This window comes from Halomonas qinghailakensis (genome assembly GCF_025820815.1).
GTDB classification, from domain to species: domain Bacteria; phylum Pseudomonadota; class Gammaproteobacteria; order Pseudomonadales; family Halomonadaceae; genus Vreelandella; species Vreelandella qaidamensis.
In genome coordinates this window covers 3,620,707-3,635,807 of record NZ_CP096973.1, presented here as the reverse complement: position 1 = coordinate 3,635,807, position 15,101 = coordinate 3,620,707, and the positions used below count along the sequence as shown (strand labels likewise).

The window sequence follows — 15,101 nt, the reverse complement described above, 5'->3', positions numbered from 1 at the left end:
CGGGGGCTTGCGCGACAGTGTCAATAAGTCGTACATAGTGGCTATTAATTTCAGGGGAGACGCATTCGTGAGTACACGCTTTTTGCATCATTTTTTCGAACCGCGCACAGTGGCCGTGTTCGGTGCCTCTGAAAAGCCAGCGTCGTTAGGGGGGTTAGTGCTTAATAACCTTCAGGAGGGCGGGTTCAAAGGAAAAATATGGGCAGTCAATCTTAAAGGGTATGACAAGGTTTTTGGCGTAAATTGTTTCCGTACGGTAAATGAGCTGCCTGAAATTCCTGATCTAGCAGTTATTTGTTCTCCTATTGATGGCGTTCCTAGCCTTATCAAAAAGCTTGGCCAGTTTGGTGTAAAAGCAGCTCTGGTACTATCAGGTGGTGCTTACCTTGATCGTGAAACGGGTAATAAAGGGTCTATCCGGCAGCGTATGCTGCAATCAGCGATAGAGTCCGGTATTCGTGTGTTAGGGCCAGAGTGCATGGGCTTGATTGTGCCTGGCAAAAAGCTGAATGCCTCCTATGCTAGTCAGCCTGTAAAAGCGGGCAGAGTGGCTTATTTAGGGCAGTCGGGGATGCTAGCCAATGCCATGATCGATTGGGCGGCTGGTCGTGACGTTGGGTTTTCGCACCTAATAACGGTAGGCGACAGTGTCGATGTATTGCTGCCAGATTTAATTGACTACGTAAATCAGTTCTCTCCAGCGCAAGCCATTTTGCTACACCTCGAGCGAGTAATGGACGCTCAACATTTTATGACCTCGGTACGTGATGCCTCGCGTAACCGCTTGGTTGTCGCTATTAAAAGCGGTCGAACGCCACAATCTGATATTTCTGGCATGGCGCCAACCCCGGGTATTGCTAATCGTGACGTGGTGTTTGACGCGGCTTTTGCCCGCGCGGGTGTTGTTCGTGTTAATGACTATGATGAGCTGCTGGATGCGCTTGAAACTTTATCGCGAATGAAACCGCTACGCGGTGATCGCTTGGCAATTGTCTCTAATGGGTTAGGGCCTGCCATGCTAGCAATCGATAAACTGATTAGCGCTGGTGGGAAGCTGGCAGAGTTTACCGAAGAGACTCAGCGCGCTCTGCATAAAAGTCAGGTAGATATGAGCAAACCCGGTGAAAACCCGGTGGATCTAGGAGGCAATGCGACGCCAGAGCGGTTTGTTGAAGCGCTAAAAATTGTTACTGCGGATCCTCATGTAGATGCAGTTCTGGTGGTACATGCGCCTACCCGTTTAGCCCCCTCATTGGCCACCGCCCAGGCGTTAATTGATCACCGAAAGTCGTTTAAGCGCAATTTGCTGACAAGCTGGATGGGGCTGAAAGAAGCATTGAACGCCCGGCATATTTGCAATTTGGCTGGTATTCCTACCTATACGTCGCCAGAAAAGACGGTGAAAGCATTTATGCATATGGTGGACTACCAGCGTGTTCAAGCGCTACTGCATGAAATTCCGCCTAGCTTACCCTTTTCCACCAGCGTAGAGATTCGTGCGGAGTGTCGCGCACTGATTAAAAACGCCAAAGCGGAGGGGCGACAAACGTTGACCCATTCCGAAACGGCTCAGGTATTAGAAGCCTACGGCATTCCTGCTGCGCCTAGTGTCTACCTGGCAAACCCTGAAGAAGCATTGGCAATGGCGGATCATTTTCCTGGGCCTAAGGCACTAAAAGTCATTCACGAAGGTAACTGTCGACCTTATCGTTATCGCAAACATCCTCATAAAATTTCCGCAGGGTTGCTCCAGGATTTAGAAACGCCGGAACAAATTGCGGAAGGTATCCGCCAGCTAGGCGACAAGGTTCGCGAGAAATTTCCCGAATATGCCATTCGCGAATACTGTTTACAGCCCATGCAACGTGGTAAACATTCAATGCAGATTTGTGCGGGTATTACTCGTGATCCTGTATTTGGTCCACTTATTGTGTTTGGCATTGGTGGTTACAAAGTGAATGTGTTGGCAGATCGTCAGGTAGCATTGCCACCACTGAACATGAGCTTGGCCGCTGACGTAGTAGGCAGAACCCATGCGGCTTCATTGATTCGCGAGCATTCGGCTGATCCTGAGCGGGATATTCAACGGCTATGTCAGCTGTTGGTCAAGCTGTCACAGATGGCGTCCGACTTAGGCGACTTGAGAGGACTGGAGCTCAATCCACTACTGCTGAACCGTGATGGGATGTTAGCAGTAGATTTTGCGATGGATCTAGGCACACCTGCGCGATTTGCCATCATGCCTTACCCTGAAGAGTTACGTGAGTGGGTAACGCTTAAAAATGGATGGCGTGTAGAGGTTCGCCCCATCCGCGCGGAAGACGCGCCCCTAATTACAACGTTTCACCAACAGTTGTCAGAGGAGAGCATTCGTTTTCGCTACTTCCACAATAAATCTAATTTAACCCAGCGTGATTTGTCGATTCTGTCACATATTAACTACGATCGTCAGATGGCTTTTATTGCTGAACATCAACACGATGACGGTAGCAAAGAGATGTTAGGCGTTGTACGTGTGTGGAACGACCCCGACAATATTCGTACGGAATTTTCGGTCATCATCCGTGACGATTTACAGGGGCTGGGCATCGGTAGTCTGTTGATGAAAAAGATGATCGACTACTGCACCAACATTGGCACGCTCGAAATGATCGGCAAAATTATGGTCGATAATCATCCCATGCGCGCTTTGATGAAACACTTGGGCTTTAGATGCCGTTACAACATGGAAGAGCAGGTCATTGATGCTGTACTGAGGCTTAACGAACCGGAAAGTGAATGGCAGAGACATCGGTTGGAGAGTCTGCCTGATTAGATTACATGCTGACATGATTAGGCCCGCCTCTTTTGAGGCGGGCCTAATCATGAAATGGCAACAGCGCTACATCAAAGGGCTAAATTAAGGAGCTAAGCGAAAGCGGCTCCAATCGCCGCCGTCACGCCGTTCAAAGCGGAGGCGGTCGTGAAGACGACTGGGTTGCCCTTGCCAGAACTCAATCATTTCCGGATTAACTCGATAACCACCCCAATGATTCGGACGCGGTATATCTTGGCCTTCGTAGGCTTGTTCAAAGCGTTTTTGACGCTCTTCAATCCAGTTGCGATCGGGGATTACTACGCTTTGTGTGGCAATCCAAGCGCCGAGTTGGCTGCCGCGTGGGCGGCTCGAAAAGTAGTCATCAGACTCTTCATGGCTTACTTGCTCGACAGGCCCCTCAATACGGATCTGGCGCGACAGCGAAGGCCACCAAAAAGTCATTGCTGCATAAGGTACATTGCTTAGCTCGCTGCCTTTATGGCTGTGATAGTTGGTGAAAAATACCATGCCGCGCTCATCAAATCCTTTTAGTAGCACAACCCGGGCATGAGGACGGCCCTGGCTATCTACAGTAGAAAGGGTCATCGCGTTGCCATCTTTTCCTTCTGTTTCTAGCGCTAGGCTAAACCACTCATCAAACAGAACAAAAGGGTTGTCGGGGGCCTGATCTTCGTCAAGGCGGCCACCTTCATAATCGCGCCTAATGTCAGCTATATTGCGTGTCATTGAATGCTGCTCCCTTTAAGTTTTGTTCATATTCGCTGGTCTTTTTGCAAAGCTCAAGCTCTGTCTCGTGGCCCTGCTTAGAAGCCTTAATCAGAGGATGAAGATACATGACCAACCTTAAGCTGTTTGATTGTATAACGCGTTGACCACCTTCTGTAATGCGTTCTATCAGAAACATAGAAGAAATGAGAAAATGTATGAACTACAGACAAAGGGCAATTTAATGCAGCACGATAGAAAACAGGTAGCCGTTTGGGATGTCTTTGTACGTTTATTTCATTGGTGTCTGGTGGTGGCCGTAGCCGTTTCTTTCTACACCACAAAAACTGACGGCATTCCGTTTTTGTTTCCCATTGAGGTGCATGCCCAAGCCGGCTACCTCATTATTGGTTTGCTGATTTTTCGCATCATTTGGGGCGTCTTAGGCACTACTTATGCGCGCTTTAGCACCTTTGTATACGGGCCTAGAGACACGGCAGTGTATACCAAGGCGCTGTTCAAGCGCCGTGCGCCACGCTATGCAAGCCACAACCCACTAGGTGGCTGGATGGTAGTGCTTTTATTACTCTCACTGAGCTTTCAAGCGGTGAGTGGGCTGTTTCTTAGTGACGATATCTTTTTTCAGGGACCGCTTTACGGTTTGCTAGGCCGAGACATAAGTGGCGAACTAGCCAGCTTGCATGCACTCAATAGCGATGTATTGCTTATTCTCATAGGGCTTCATCTTGTGGGTGTCGTGGTGCATGCTCTGCAGGGAGAGAATTTAGTAGCGGCGATGGTGACGGGCATCAAACGTTTTACGAGTGAACCGGTTGATATAAAACAGACCCACCGAACTAAACACCACCTGTTTGCGCTAGGTGCTTTTTTAGTAGCGGCAGGCATATGTGGCTGGTTATGGTTTTATCCCTACTAGCGCATCTCTTTTACTCTTAGCGCTCGCTAAGCTTACCCTTGGCGCTGTTGGCGGCTGCGAAAACGTGCGTACGCCATGCAACCAGTGAACAGCGCCAGCGAGATAACCGCCTCAAGTACACCGCGCATACCTTGCCCAGGCAAGGTGGCTAACATGACGCCTTGGGTAAAGTAGAGCAGGCTGACAAACGCTAACCAAGCATGACCCCTAGCACGCTGACCAATGATAGAGGGGAGAAATAGTAACAATGGCAATACAAAAGCGACCACAGGACGCCAGTTAAAGGTGTCTCCTTGGATAAAAAAGCCTCGGTAAATAACCAGTAGCAGTAAAATAACAAAGCTGACCAGGACTAACTGCCTTGCTTGCCGTGTGAGCTTATCTAGTCCGTGTTGGGCTTCTAGACCTTCTAACCACTGCCTCATGCAGATTCCTCCTGACGCATTGCATGTAGCGCAAGCGCCAATTTAGCTAACCGTTTACCTTGGGCAAGACATAAGGCGCGCTCGTGTTCATCGACAGAACGGTCGCTTCGCGAACCAGCGACATGGCTAGCCCCATAGGGTGTGCCTCCCGTTTTGGTATTCAGCAGGGCGGTTTCATTATAAGGGATGCCTGCGTAGACCATGCCATGGTGCAGCAGTGGAATAAGCATAGTGAGTAATGTACTTTCCTGGCCGCCGTGAAGGCTTGAAGTGGACGTAAACGCACAGGCAGGTTTGTCGATTAATGCCCCATTCATCCACAGACTACTTGTAGTATCAAGGAAGTATTTAAGCGGCGCGGCCATATTGCCAAAGCGTGTAGGGCTGCCCAATGCTAAAGCACTGCAGTGGCGCAAATCATCAAGATCTGCATAAACGGCTCCTTCTTCCGGAATCTCAGGGGCAACAGCTTCACAGGTAGTGGAGACAGGCGGCACAGTGCGGAGGCGGGCTTCTATGCCGGGCATGCTTTCGACACCCGCCGCTATTTGGCGTGCCATATCCGCAGTGGCTCCGGAGCGCGAATAATAAAGAATCAGAACAAACGGCGTCGAATCACTCATGAGATATCCCAGGGGTAAGGGCTAAAAAGGCATTACTGTAATGGTTGTCTATGTTATCAGAGCTGCTTGTTGGACAGGAGAGGTCAATTGACTCAGCGTTGGCAATCGAACATAAACCCAAACCCTTGAACCATCGGATAAGGTTTGCTTTATCCGCTCATAACGGATGCCCAAACGCTCATATCGGTCTAAACGCGCTAACTGATCGGCGGTGACTGCTAACCGTAAACCCTCTACAACGCTATTGGCATCGGGAGCCAGATCAAGGCCCTCTTTTGTAAAGCCTTCAAGCCGAGCTGGCTGTGGGTTACCTGAGCTGCCCATCACCACCCAGCGCACTGGCGAGTAGCGCAATGTACCGTACACAAACACATGGTGGGTACGTTGTTCGATGACCGGTAGGTGAGCGGGGCGTTCATAAAACCATGGGCTGAGCATGGTTAACCATAACCAGCCCGCGCTACCAACGGTAAGTAATATACCGAGTGCCGCTAATCGTTTTAACCACTTCATATAACCTCCTTCCATTGGGCTGGCGATCCGCGTCGTGTCAGATGTTAATGAAAACAAGTCTTAAGCAATGTCAGTGGGTTTGCTAGGATAGGCAGTAGACGCTTAGGCATTAGACCCTACCGGAGGAGCCTGTTATGAACCAGTCACTTCATGGCGATATGGATTTCCGTGCGTTAGTTGGTGATGTTAAACCACTAACCAAGCGTAACCGCGCAGACACAGGCACTCAGCGTCATCAGCCGTCTGAGGCTCAGCTAGCTCGCCGTGACAGCGCCCAAGAGCAGCTAGAAGAGCGCAATTTCTTATCTGACGATTTTGTTGATCTTTTGCCGCCTTTTGATCCAATGGAATTCCGCCGGGAAGGTATTCAACAAGGGGTTGTCGATAAACTGAAACACGGAGGTTACAGTGTTCAGGCGCAGCTGCATCTTTTACGAAGGCCGTTGTCAGAGTGCCGCAGAATGCTTTTTCCGTTTATTCAAGAAGCTTACGCCCATGACCTTCGTTCTGTGCTAATTGTGCATGGGAGAGGGCGAGAGGTAGACAGCCCTGCAAATGTCCTACGCTCTTACCTAGCCAAGTGGCTTAGTCAGTTTGATGAAGTACAAGCGTATGTCTCTGCGCAGCCTTCAGAGGGCGGCCTGGGGGCTACCTGGGTCATGTTGCGTAAAAGCGATCGGGCTAAAATGAATAATCGTGAGCGCCAGCAAAAACGTCGCGGTTAATAAACTCGTTATTATTAAGCAAAAGGGCAGCTGTGGCTGCCCTTTTGTTGCTAGCTCTGTCTTTGCGTCGACCTATGCATTGACAGCGTTATTGCTTGTTACTATTCACTGGCCAATAAGCGGCGTTCGAACAGTGCTTGGCGCTGTTCAACGTCAGTTTGATAGCGAACGCTGAACATATTAAGCGCACGGATAGCATCATCAGGGTGCTGGTCATCACGCAAGGCCATAGCGGTAAAACCACAGCGGCGCATGTAATCCAACTGATCGACTAAAACATCACCGACAGCACGTATTTCACCGGTATAGCCATAGCGTTCGCGCAGCAAACGGGCCAGGGTATAGCCACGTCCGTCAGTGAATGCTGGGAAATCAACGGCAATAGCGTTGATTCCGCTCAGCTGCTGGCCAAGTTCAGTGGTTAACTCGGTATCACTTGAAAGCAGCGGTGCTAGCTCGACATCGTCTTGGTTCGCTTGCCAGAGTGCCAACGGCACAAAGGCAGGACGCTGTTCAGGAAGTGTTTCTGTGTCATAAGAGACACACCAAGCATTTTCGGCGGCCAGCTCACCATCAGCGATCAGATGGTCGACATGTACTGGCGTAAGCTCAACCGCGTCAGTTTGAGTGTCATTGCTGGGCATAAACACGCTCCTTAAAGGGTTTTAAGCCAATACGGCGATAGGTGTCGAGGAATCGCTCGTCTTCATGGCGTTCGGCCACATAGACTTGAAGTACTTTATCGACCACGTCTGGTACATCTTCGCGGAAGAAGGAGGGCCCAAGGATTTTGCCTAATGACGCATCGTCTGTTGAGTTACCGCCAATTGAGATCTGGTAATACTCTTCGCCTTTTTTATCAACGCCAAGTATGCCGATGTGACCAACATGGTGGTGCCCACAGGCGTTCATGCAGCCTGAGATGTTGAGATCCAAGGGACCGAGATCGTAGAGAAAATCCAGGTCTTCAAACCGCTCCTGTAGTGCTTGAGCGATAGGAATGGAGACCGCATTAGCCAAGCCGCAGTAGTCGCCACCAGGGCAGCAGATAATATCGTTCAGCGTACCCACTGTTGGGTTAGCCATGCCCAGTGCATCAAGCTCTTTCCAAAGTGCTTCCAGTTCGTCGACGGGAACGTCAGACAGCACCAGATTCTGTTCGTGGGTCACGCGGACTTCACCAAAGCTATAGCGATCTGCCAAGTCGGCGACGGCTTCCATCTGGTCTGCAGTGACGTCGCCAGGCGCGTGCTCGCGGCGCTTAAGCGAAAGGGTCACGGCTTTATAGCCCGAAACTTTGTGGTCGGTGACGTTATTTGTCACAAAGCGAGCTAAGCTGCGATTTTCGCCGCGAAGTCGTTCGAATTCGGCAATGGCGCTATCAGTAACCGGACGACGCGCTGGCTCGGGGAAATGGATCTTGGCCGCATCAACCGCTGCTTGGTTGAGTGTTTGTGGGCCATCTTTAAGGTGCGCCCACTCTTCATCAACGCGACGACGGAACTCTTCAATACCGAGCGCTTTGACCAGTATTTTAATACGTGCTTTAAACTTGTTATCGCGACGACCAAATTGGTTATAAACGCGAACACACGCTTCCAAATATGTTAGCAAATGCTGCCAGGGCAAGTCCTCGCGCACTACGTCGCCAATCATCGGCGTACGGCCAAGACCACCACCGGCTAACACTTTAATGCGTACTTCACCGTCTGCGTTATGCCATAACCGTAGGCCGATATCATGAACTTGGATGGCTGCACGATCCTGTGCGGCACCGCTGACGGCAATTTTAAATTTGCGCGGCAGATAGGCAAACTCAGGATGTAACGTCGACCATTGGCGAATTAACTCACACCAAGGGCGTGGATCTTCGACTTCATCACCCGCGATACCGGCAAATTGGTCACTGGTGGTATTACGGATACAGTTGCCACTGGTTTGAATGGCGTGCATTTGTACTTTGGCTAGGTCTGCCAAAATATCGGGCACATCTTCCAAGGCGGGCCAGTTCAACTGCAAGTTTTGCCGAGTCGTGAAGTGACCATAACCACGGTCATAACGACGGGTAATGTCCGCTAATGCACGAAGCTGTTTGCCTGCCAACATGCCGTAAGGAATGGCAATACGTAGCATGGGCGCATGCTTCTGAATATAGAGGCCGTTCTGGAGTCGCAATGGGCGAAACTCTTCTTCTCCCAAACGCCCGGCGCGGTAGCGGTCCATCTGGTCACGAAACTGAGCAACACGCTCGTCAACCAACGTTTGGTCGTGAATATCATAACGGTACATGTGGCACGATCCTGCTAAAAGCGAAATGGTCACGTCGAGACGGACGGTAATGTGCCGCCACCTTAACGCGGGCGTCATATTCTACAAAAGAATATATAATTATCTTTTTATCGCTAAATGGTATTTATGGTTCATAAGTCATAGCGCTTGAGCTAACCAGCGTCGACGCTGCCAAACCCATAAGAAGCTGCCGGAATTGAGCGAGCGGTAAAAGAGTTGCACTAACCAGACACCGAGTAGCCCATAGCCCAGTTCAATACCTACCCACCAAGCCATTGGTAAGAATACCAACCACTGTATACCCAAAGTAAGCAGCATCACTGTTCGCTGGGCTCCGGCGCCCATTAATGCCTGAGCCAGCACCAGGGCGGCTGCATCTAGCACAATCATAAGGCCAGTAATTTGTAACGGTAGAGTACCCAGCTGAATGAGCGAAGGGTCTTCGAAGAAAATAGTCAGAACCGCTGCAGGGAACAAGAGCATGGGGAGTGCCAACACGGTTAGCATCACGCCAGCGACACTTAAAGCGTCGATCCCCCAGCGGTGAGCCGCCTGTAGATCATCTCGGCCTAATGCTTCTCCCACCAAACTCATCGCTGCGATGCCAACACCGACCCCAGGTAAAATAAGCAGCAACGATAAATTCACTAACACATGGCCAACAGCGACACTTTCCGTGCCCATCCTGCCTAATAGCCAGAACAACACCACATAACCTGCTGCGAACCACACTTGTTGCATGGAGTGGGGAAAGGCGAGTAATAGCGTTTTTTTTAGTGAGTGCAACGTCTGCTTCTGTTGGGTAAGCGCACCAGCGTGATACGTTACGCCCGCCCAAATGAGTAGCCCAAGCAGTAAAGAAAGCGTTGTACCAATACCCGCGCCACTGATACCCAGCGCCGGAAGGCCGCCGATGCCGTAAATTAGACCGGCGCTGGCAATTACGTTAAACACATGCACAATCACAATAATGCGGAGGTAAAGGTGCGTGTGCTGTCGCCCGTTCCAGTAACCACGAAAGCAAAGTGTCAGGGCAATCGCTGTTAACGACACCACGCGCCAGCGGAAATACTCCACGGCAATGGCCGTCACATCATCGGCAGGCGCAATCACTTGTATTAGCCAAGGCGCTTGCCACCATGCCAGGCACGAGAGTGGAAGGGCGACGATTACCGCGATAAGCAAGCCCGAGTGAAGTGAGCGAGTTAGTGGGAAGTGTCTTGCGCCCAGGTCCTGAGAGGTTTGTGACTGGACGCTGGAGGAGAGGCCAAATACCAGCGCTGTCATCATAAACATGGCATAGCCGCCGATACCAACCCCTGCCAAGGCTTCTTGTCCTAAATGCCCGACCAATGCAGCGTCAATAAGGTTGAGCATGCTTTGTGAGAGCATGCCCAACATGATGGGTAAGGCTAGGCGCATTACCTTACCTTGGCGGCGACCCACTGGCGACATCAGCTAAACGTTAGCTAGGATCGTAGGAAAGCACCGGAGAGAGCCAGCGCTCCATTTCTACTAGTGGCATTTGCTTACGCTGTGCAATCGCTTCCACTTGATCCCGAGTGATTTTGCCCGTAGAGAAGTATTTTGACTGTGGGTGGGCGAAGTACCAACCAGATACTGCCGCCGCAGGCCACATGGCAAAGTTTTCGGTCAGTGCCAAGCCGGTGTTTTGTGTCGCATCAAGCAGCCGGAACAGCGTGGCCTTTTCGGTATGGTCAGGGCAGGCTGGGTAGCCGGGAGCAGGGCGGATACCCTGGTATTTCTCGGCAATTAGGGCGTCGTTATCTAGTGTTTCTTCCGGTACGTAGCCCCAAAACTCTTTGCGCACACGCTCGTGCATGCGTTCGGCAAACGCCTCTGCCAAACGGTCAGTTAATGCTTGCACCATGATGGCGTTGTAATCGTCACCAGCTGCTTCATAGGCTTTGGAAAGTTCATCAACCCCATGGCCTGTGGTAACCGCAAAGCCCCCAATCCAGTCGGCTTTGCCGCTCTCTTTAGGCGCAATAAAATCTGCTAGGCTGTAGCAAATACCATCACGCCCTTTGGTGGTCTGCTGGCGAATGTGATGTAAACGCTCAATAACCTCGCTGCGGCTTTCATCGGCATAGACTTCAATGACATCGTCATCAACGCTGTTAGCGGGCCATAAGCCAATCACACCACGCGCCTGTACACGTTTTTCGTCGATTAGCTTGCGCAGCATTACTTTAGCATCGGCAAACAAATTGCGTGCAGCATCGCCAACTATTTCATCTTCAAGGATTTTGGGGTACTTACCGGCCAACTGCCAGCTCATAAAGAATGGCGTCCAGTCGATTCGCTCCACCAGCTCTTCAAGGTCGTAGTTATCAAAGGTTTTTAGACCCAATATTTGGGGCTTAACCGGGGTATGGCTGCTCCAGTCGGTACGAAAGCGCCGTTTTCGAGCTTGGGTGTAATCCAAATCCGCCGCTTTCGGGCGACGTTTGGCGTTACGCTCGCGTACTTTTTCATACTCTTCACGAATTTCGCTAACGTAGGCTTCTTTCAGATTAGGTGCCAGCAAGCGACCCGCTACCCCAACGGCTCGGGAAGCATCTGTCACGTAAATCACCGGGTGATCGTACTGTGGCTCAATTTTTACCGCGGTATGCGCTTTAGAGGTGGTGGCACCGCCAATTAGCAGCGGCAAATCCATTCCTCTACGCTTCATTTCTTTGGCAACGTGCACCATTTCATCAAGCGATGGGGTGATTAGCCCAGAAAGCCCAATAATATCGGCGTTATGATCCAGCGCTGCCTGGAGGATTTTTTCGGTGGGCACCATCACGCCTAGATCGATAACTTCATAGTTATTACACTGCAGCACCACGCCGACAATGTTTTTGCCAATATCGTGAACATCGCCTTTAACCGTGGCCATTACGATTTTGCCTTTGGCTTTGGTCTCTTCGCTTTTTTCCGCTTCGATATAGGGAATCAGATAGGCGACTGCCTGTTTCATGACACGGGCCGACTTAACCACCTGGGGAAGGAACATTTTTCCTGCGCCAAACAGGTCGCCAACCACGTTCATGCCGTCCATCAACGGGCCTTCAATCACTTCTATAGGTCTTGCAGCCTGGGCGCGAGCTTCTTCGGTATCCTCTTCTATGTACGCCGTTACGCCTTTTACTAACGCGTGCTCGATACGCTTATTAACTGGCCAGCTGCGCCACTCCAGATCCTCTTTTTTGTCCGCGCCGCTGCCGTCGCCCTTGTACTTGTCGGCAAGGTCAAGTAGCCGCTCGGTGCCATCGCTACGACGGTTAAGTACAACGTCTTCTACGGCATCACGCAGCTCGGCGGGTAGGTCGTCATACACCGCCAATTGGCCCGCATTGACGATGCCCATGGAGAGGCCAGCGCGAATGGCGTGGTAGAGAAACACCGAGTGGATGGCTTCACGAACGGGATTATTACCCCGAAATGAAAACGAGACGTTCGATACGCCGCCGGAAATCATCGCATGGGGCAGGTGTTCACGAATCCACTGGGTGGCCTCAATAAAATCGACGGCGTAGTTATTGTGCTCGTCTATGCCGGTAGCGATGGCAAAGATATTAGGGTCAAAAATAATATCTTCGGCAGGGAAGCCAATGTCATCGACCAGTAAGCGATAGGCGCGCTCACATATTTCAGTTTTGCGAGCGAAAGTATCCGCCTGACCTTCTTCATCAAACGCCATGACCACGATGGCAGCGCCAAAGCGGCGACACTTGGTGGCTTGTTCACGGAACGCGGCTTCGCCTTCTTTCAGCGAGATTGAGTTCACCACCGCTTTGCCTTGAACACACTTTAAACCCGCTTCGATGATGTCCCACTTAGAGGAGTCGATCATGATCGGCACGCGAGCGATATCGGGTTCGCCAGCGATTAAATTCAGGAAACGAACCATCGCTTCCTGGGACTCCAACATGCCTTCATCCATGTTGATGTCAATAATTTGTGCGCCGTTTTCGACTTGCTCAAGGGCAACTTCAAGCGCGGTAGTGAAATCTTCTTCGACGATTAACCGCTTGAAGCGCGCAGAGCCTGTCACGTTAGTGCGCTCGCCCACGTTGACGAACAGCGAGTCGGCTTCAATGTTGAAGGGCTCTAAGCCAGATAGGCGGCAGGCATGGCTGCGCTTAGCCACGTTACGAGGCGCCATGGAGCTAACAGCCTCAGCAATGGCTCGAATATGCTCAGGGGTTGAACCACAGCAGCCACCAATAATATTGACCAGTCCGCTTTGTGCGAATTCGCTGACAATAGCGGCCATTTCCTCTGGTGTTTGGTCATACTCACCAAACTCATTGGGCAGACCCGCATTAGGATGCGCAGAGACAAAAGTATCGGCTTTAGTGGAAAGCTCTTCGATATACGGGCGCAGCTCTTCAGCACCTAGGGCACAGTTCAAGCCAACCGAAAGCGGCTGGGCATGGCGAACTGAGTTCCAGAATGCTTCGGTAGTTTGGCCAGAAAGCGTACGACCTGACGCATCAGTGATCGTACCGGAAATCATCACCGGTAGCCGTGTGCCCAGATCATCAAATAGCTCTTCAAGAGCGTAAATAGCGGCTTTGGCATTAAGTGTGTCGAAGATGGTTTCGATCATAATAAGATCGGCACCGCCTTCGATTAACGCACTAGCAGCTTCATAATAGTTCTCGCGAAGCTCATCAAAGGTGACGTTGCGTTTCGATGGATCGTTCACATCCGGCGACAGCGACGCGGTGCGCGAAGTTGGCCCAAGTACCCCGGCAACATAACGCGGGATATCCGTTTCGGCAGCTACGGCGTCACAAACGTTGCGCGCCAGGCGCGCCGACTCGCGGTTTAACTCGGGCACTAGGTCTTCCATGCCATAGTCTGACTGGGAAAGACGCGTGCTGTTAAACGTATTGGTTTCGATGATGTCTGCGCCAGCTTCTAAGTAATCGCGGTGGATACGCGCTACTAAATCAGGGCAGGTAAGTGCTAATAAATCGTTATTACCCTTAAGATCCGATGGCCAGTCACGGAAACGGTCACTACGAAAATCGTCCTCGCTGAGTTCGGCGTTCTGCAACATGGTGCCCATGCCGCCGTCCAAAATCAGGATACGTTGGGCAAGGCGTTGGGTGAGGGAAGCAGTCAAATCACTAGCAGCCATGGCAGGGGGGAATCTCCAGCGTCTCGGTCAAAAAAGGATATTTTTATAGTCGTCGTTACAGTGTGAGCGGCCACTATCATAACAAAGGGCACACCATAGGGCAGCAAGTAAGGGCGTGAAGTTATTGCAGTATCTGCATTAGGCACGCTCATATACCTAACCAATAGCCTACTAAAATGGTCGGGATTGTGCTGGCGAGCACTTTTGCTTACCATAGGCGTTAATGAAATAGTTATAAATGACATGTGATGTGGCCACGCCACAACCACGGGAGGATAACATCCCTTATGACCGCGACTACCGAAACTGAAACTCAAGGTATTGATATTACTGACAGTGCTCAGGAGTATCTTGCTGAGCTGCTGGAAAAACAGAACGTTGAGGGTATCGCTGTACGCATTTTTATCACCCAGCCAGGCACACCCTACGCAGAAACCTGCCTAGCGTATTGCCGCCCAGGTGAAGAAGAGCCAACTGACGTTAAGCTTGAGCTTGAAAAGATTAACGTATTTCTTGATAAAAACAGCCTGGCGTTTCTAGATGAAGCAGTAGTTGATTTTAATGCAGATCGTATGGGAGGCCAGTTAACCATTAAGGCTCCTAACGCGAAAATGCCTAAAGTCAATGCCAATAGTCCGCTGGAAGACCGTATCAATTATACGCTTTACAGTGAGATTAACCCTGGGTTGGCAGCTCATGGCGGTGAAATCAAACTGGTCGAACTCACTGAAGACAACGTGGCAATTCTTGCCTTCGGTGGCGGTTGCCAAGGCTGTGCTGCGGTCGATCTAACGCTAAAAGATGGTGTTGAGAAAACACTCATGGAGCGGATTCCCGAATTAGCAGGCATCCGTGATGTGACTGACCATACCGATACAACGAACGCCTATTACCGCTAACGTTAT

12 protein-coding genes are annotated in these 15,101 nt (G+C 50.8%); 4 read left to right on the top strand and 8 right to left on the bottom strand.

Going from position 1 to position 15,101, the window contains the following annotated elements; translation table 11 throughout:
- Window positions 1-67 precede the first annotated feature (67 nt).
- Window positions 68-2,815, top strand: a complete 2,748-nt coding sequence (locus M0220_RS16585) for a bifunctional acetate--CoA ligase family protein/GNAT family N-acetyltransferase (RefSeq protein ID WP_264018258.1) — start codon at window positions 68-70, stop codon at window positions 2,813-2,815.
- Between the two features lie 84 nt (window positions 2,816-2,899).
- Here M0220_RS16585 and pdxH read toward each other — a convergent pair whose 3' ends face one another.
- On the bottom strand, window positions 2,900-3,544 hold the full coding sequence (gene pdxH, locus M0220_RS16580) for a pyridoxamine 5'-phosphate oxidase (protein WP_030073019.1): 645 nt from the start codon (window positions 3,542-3,544) through the stop codon (window positions 2,900-2,902).
- A 223-nt stretch (window positions 3,545-3,767) separates the two neighbouring features.
- On the opposite strand from pdxH, the gene M0220_RS16575 reads away from it, so the two are divergent.
- The gene (locus M0220_RS16575; protein WP_264018256.1) at window positions 3,768-4,460 is read left to right on the top strand and encodes a cytochrome b/b6 domain-containing protein; all 693 of its coding nucleotides are present in this window, start codon (window positions 3,768-3,770) and stop codon (window positions 4,458-4,460) included.
- Window positions 4,461-4,492: 32 nt separating this feature from the next.
- Here M0220_RS16575 and M0220_RS16570 read toward each other — a convergent pair whose 3' ends face one another.
- From M0220_RS16570 to M0220_RS16560, 3 genes are read right to left on the bottom strand one after another with little or no spacing between them, the layout of a single operon-like run.
- Window positions 4,493-4,885 carry a DUF2069 domain-containing protein gene (locus M0220_RS16570; RefSeq protein ID WP_030073016.1) on the bottom strand — a complete coding sequence of 131 codons (393 nt, stop codon included), beginning with the start codon at window positions 4,883-4,885 and terminating at the stop codon, window positions 4,493-4,495.
- Window positions 4,882-5,508 carry an NAD(P)H:quinone oxidoreductase gene (gene wrbA, locus M0220_RS16565; RefSeq protein WP_264018255.1) on the bottom strand — a complete coding sequence of 209 codons (627 nt, stop codon included), beginning with the start codon at window positions 5,506-5,508 and terminating at the stop codon, window positions 4,882-4,884. Before wrbA ends, M0220_RS16570 begins: the two co-directional genes overlap by 4 nt.
- Window positions 5,509-5,556: 48 nt before the next feature.
- Entirely contained in the window at window positions 5,557-6,021 is a 465-nt protein-coding gene (locus tag M0220_RS16560) for a gamma-glutamylcyclotransferase family protein (RefSeq protein ID WP_264018254.1), read from the bottom strand.
- Between the two features lie 134 nt (window positions 6,022-6,155).
- Here M0220_RS16560 and smrA point away from each other — a divergent pair, with 134 nt between their 5' ends.
- Window positions 6,156-6,746 (top strand): DNA endonuclease SmrA, encoded by a 591-nt coding sequence (gene smrA, locus M0220_RS16555; RefSeq protein ID WP_030073008.1) that lies wholly within the window; start codon window positions 6,156-6,158, stop codon window positions 6,744-6,746.
- Window positions 6,747-6,847: 101 nt separating this feature from the next.
- On the opposite strand, the gene M0220_RS16550 is transcribed toward smrA, so the two are convergent.
- From M0220_RS16550 to metH, 4 genes are all read right to left on the bottom strand, one after another.
- Complete coding sequence (locus tag M0220_RS16550) at window positions 6,848-7,390, bottom strand: DUF934 domain-containing protein (RefSeq protein WP_264018253.1); 543 nt, start codon at window positions 7,388-7,390, stop codon at window positions 6,848-6,850.
- Window positions 7,377-9,035 carry a nitrite/sulfite reductase gene (locus M0220_RS16545; protein WP_030073003.1) on the bottom strand — a complete coding sequence of 553 codons (1,659 nt, stop codon included), beginning with the start codon at window positions 9,033-9,035 and terminating at the stop codon, window positions 7,377-7,379. Before M0220_RS16545 ends, M0220_RS16550 begins: the two co-directional genes overlap by 14 nt.
- Window positions 9,036-9,173: 138 nt before the next feature.
- Complete coding sequence (locus tag M0220_RS16540; RefSeq protein WP_264018251.1) at window positions 9,174-10,490, bottom strand: MATE family efflux transporter; 1,317 nt, start codon at window positions 10,488-10,490, stop codon at window positions 9,174-9,176.
- 10 nt (window positions 10,491-10,500) lie between these two features.
- Window positions 10,501-14,196 carry a methionine synthase gene (gene metH / locus M0220_RS16535; protein ID WP_264018250.1) on the bottom strand — a complete coding sequence of 1,232 codons (3,696 nt, stop codon included), beginning with the start codon at window positions 14,194-14,196 and terminating at the stop codon, window positions 10,501-10,503.
- A gap of 287 nt (window positions 14,197-14,483) precedes the next feature.
- Here metH and nfuA point away from each other — a divergent pair, with 287 nt between their 5' ends.
- Window positions 14,484-15,095 (top strand): Fe-S biogenesis protein NfuA, encoded by a 612-nt coding sequence (gene nfuA, locus M0220_RS16530; protein ID WP_030072999.1) that lies wholly within the window; start codon window positions 14,484-14,486, stop codon window positions 15,093-15,095.
- Window positions 15,096-15,101 lie beyond the last annotated feature (6 nt).

Excerpts from the sequence above, each read along its gene's own strand:
- M0220_RS16560 (WP_264018254.1), bottom strand. The coding sequence starts at position 6,021 with ATGAAGTGGTTAAAACGATTAGCGGCACTCGGTATATTACTTACCGTT.
- M0220_RS16550 (WP_264018253.1), bottom strand. The coding sequence starts at position 7,390 with ATGCCCAGCAATGACACTCAAACTGACGCGGTTGAGCTTACGCCAGTA.
- M0220_RS16545 (WP_030073003.1), bottom strand. The coding sequence starts at position 9,035 with ATGTACCGTTATGATATTCACGACCAAACGTTGGTTGACGAGCGTGTT.
- smrA (WP_030073008.1), top strand. The coding sequence starts at position 6,156 with ATGAACCAGTCACTTCATGGCGATATGGATTTCCGTGCGTTAGTTGGT.
- M0220_RS16540 (WP_264018251.1), bottom strand. The coding sequence starts at position 10,490 with ATGTCGCCAGTGGGTCGCCGCCAAGGTAAGGTAATGCGCCTAGCCTTA.
- pdxH (WP_030073019.1), bottom strand. The coding sequence starts at position 3,544 with ATGACACGCAATATAGCTGACATTAGGCGCGATTATGAAGGTGGCCGC.
- M0220_RS16575 (WP_264018256.1), top strand. The coding sequence starts at position 3,768 with ATGCAGCACGATAGAAAACAGGTAGCCGTTTGGGATGTCTTTGTACGT.
- metH (WP_264018250.1), bottom strand. The coding sequence starts at position 14,196 with ATGGCTGCTAGTGATTTGACTGCTTCCCTCACCCAACGCCTTGCCCAA.
- nfuA (WP_030072999.1), top strand. The coding sequence starts at position 14,484 with ATGACCGCGACTACCGAAACTGAAACTCAAGGTATTGATATTACTGAC.
- wrbA (WP_264018255.1), bottom strand. The coding sequence starts at position 5,508 with ATGAGTGATTCGACGCCGTTTGTTCTGATTCTTTATTATTCGCGCTCC.
- M0220_RS16570 (WP_030073016.1), bottom strand. The coding sequence starts at position 4,885 with ATGAGGCAGTGGTTAGAAGGTCTAGAAGCCCAACACGGACTAGATAAG.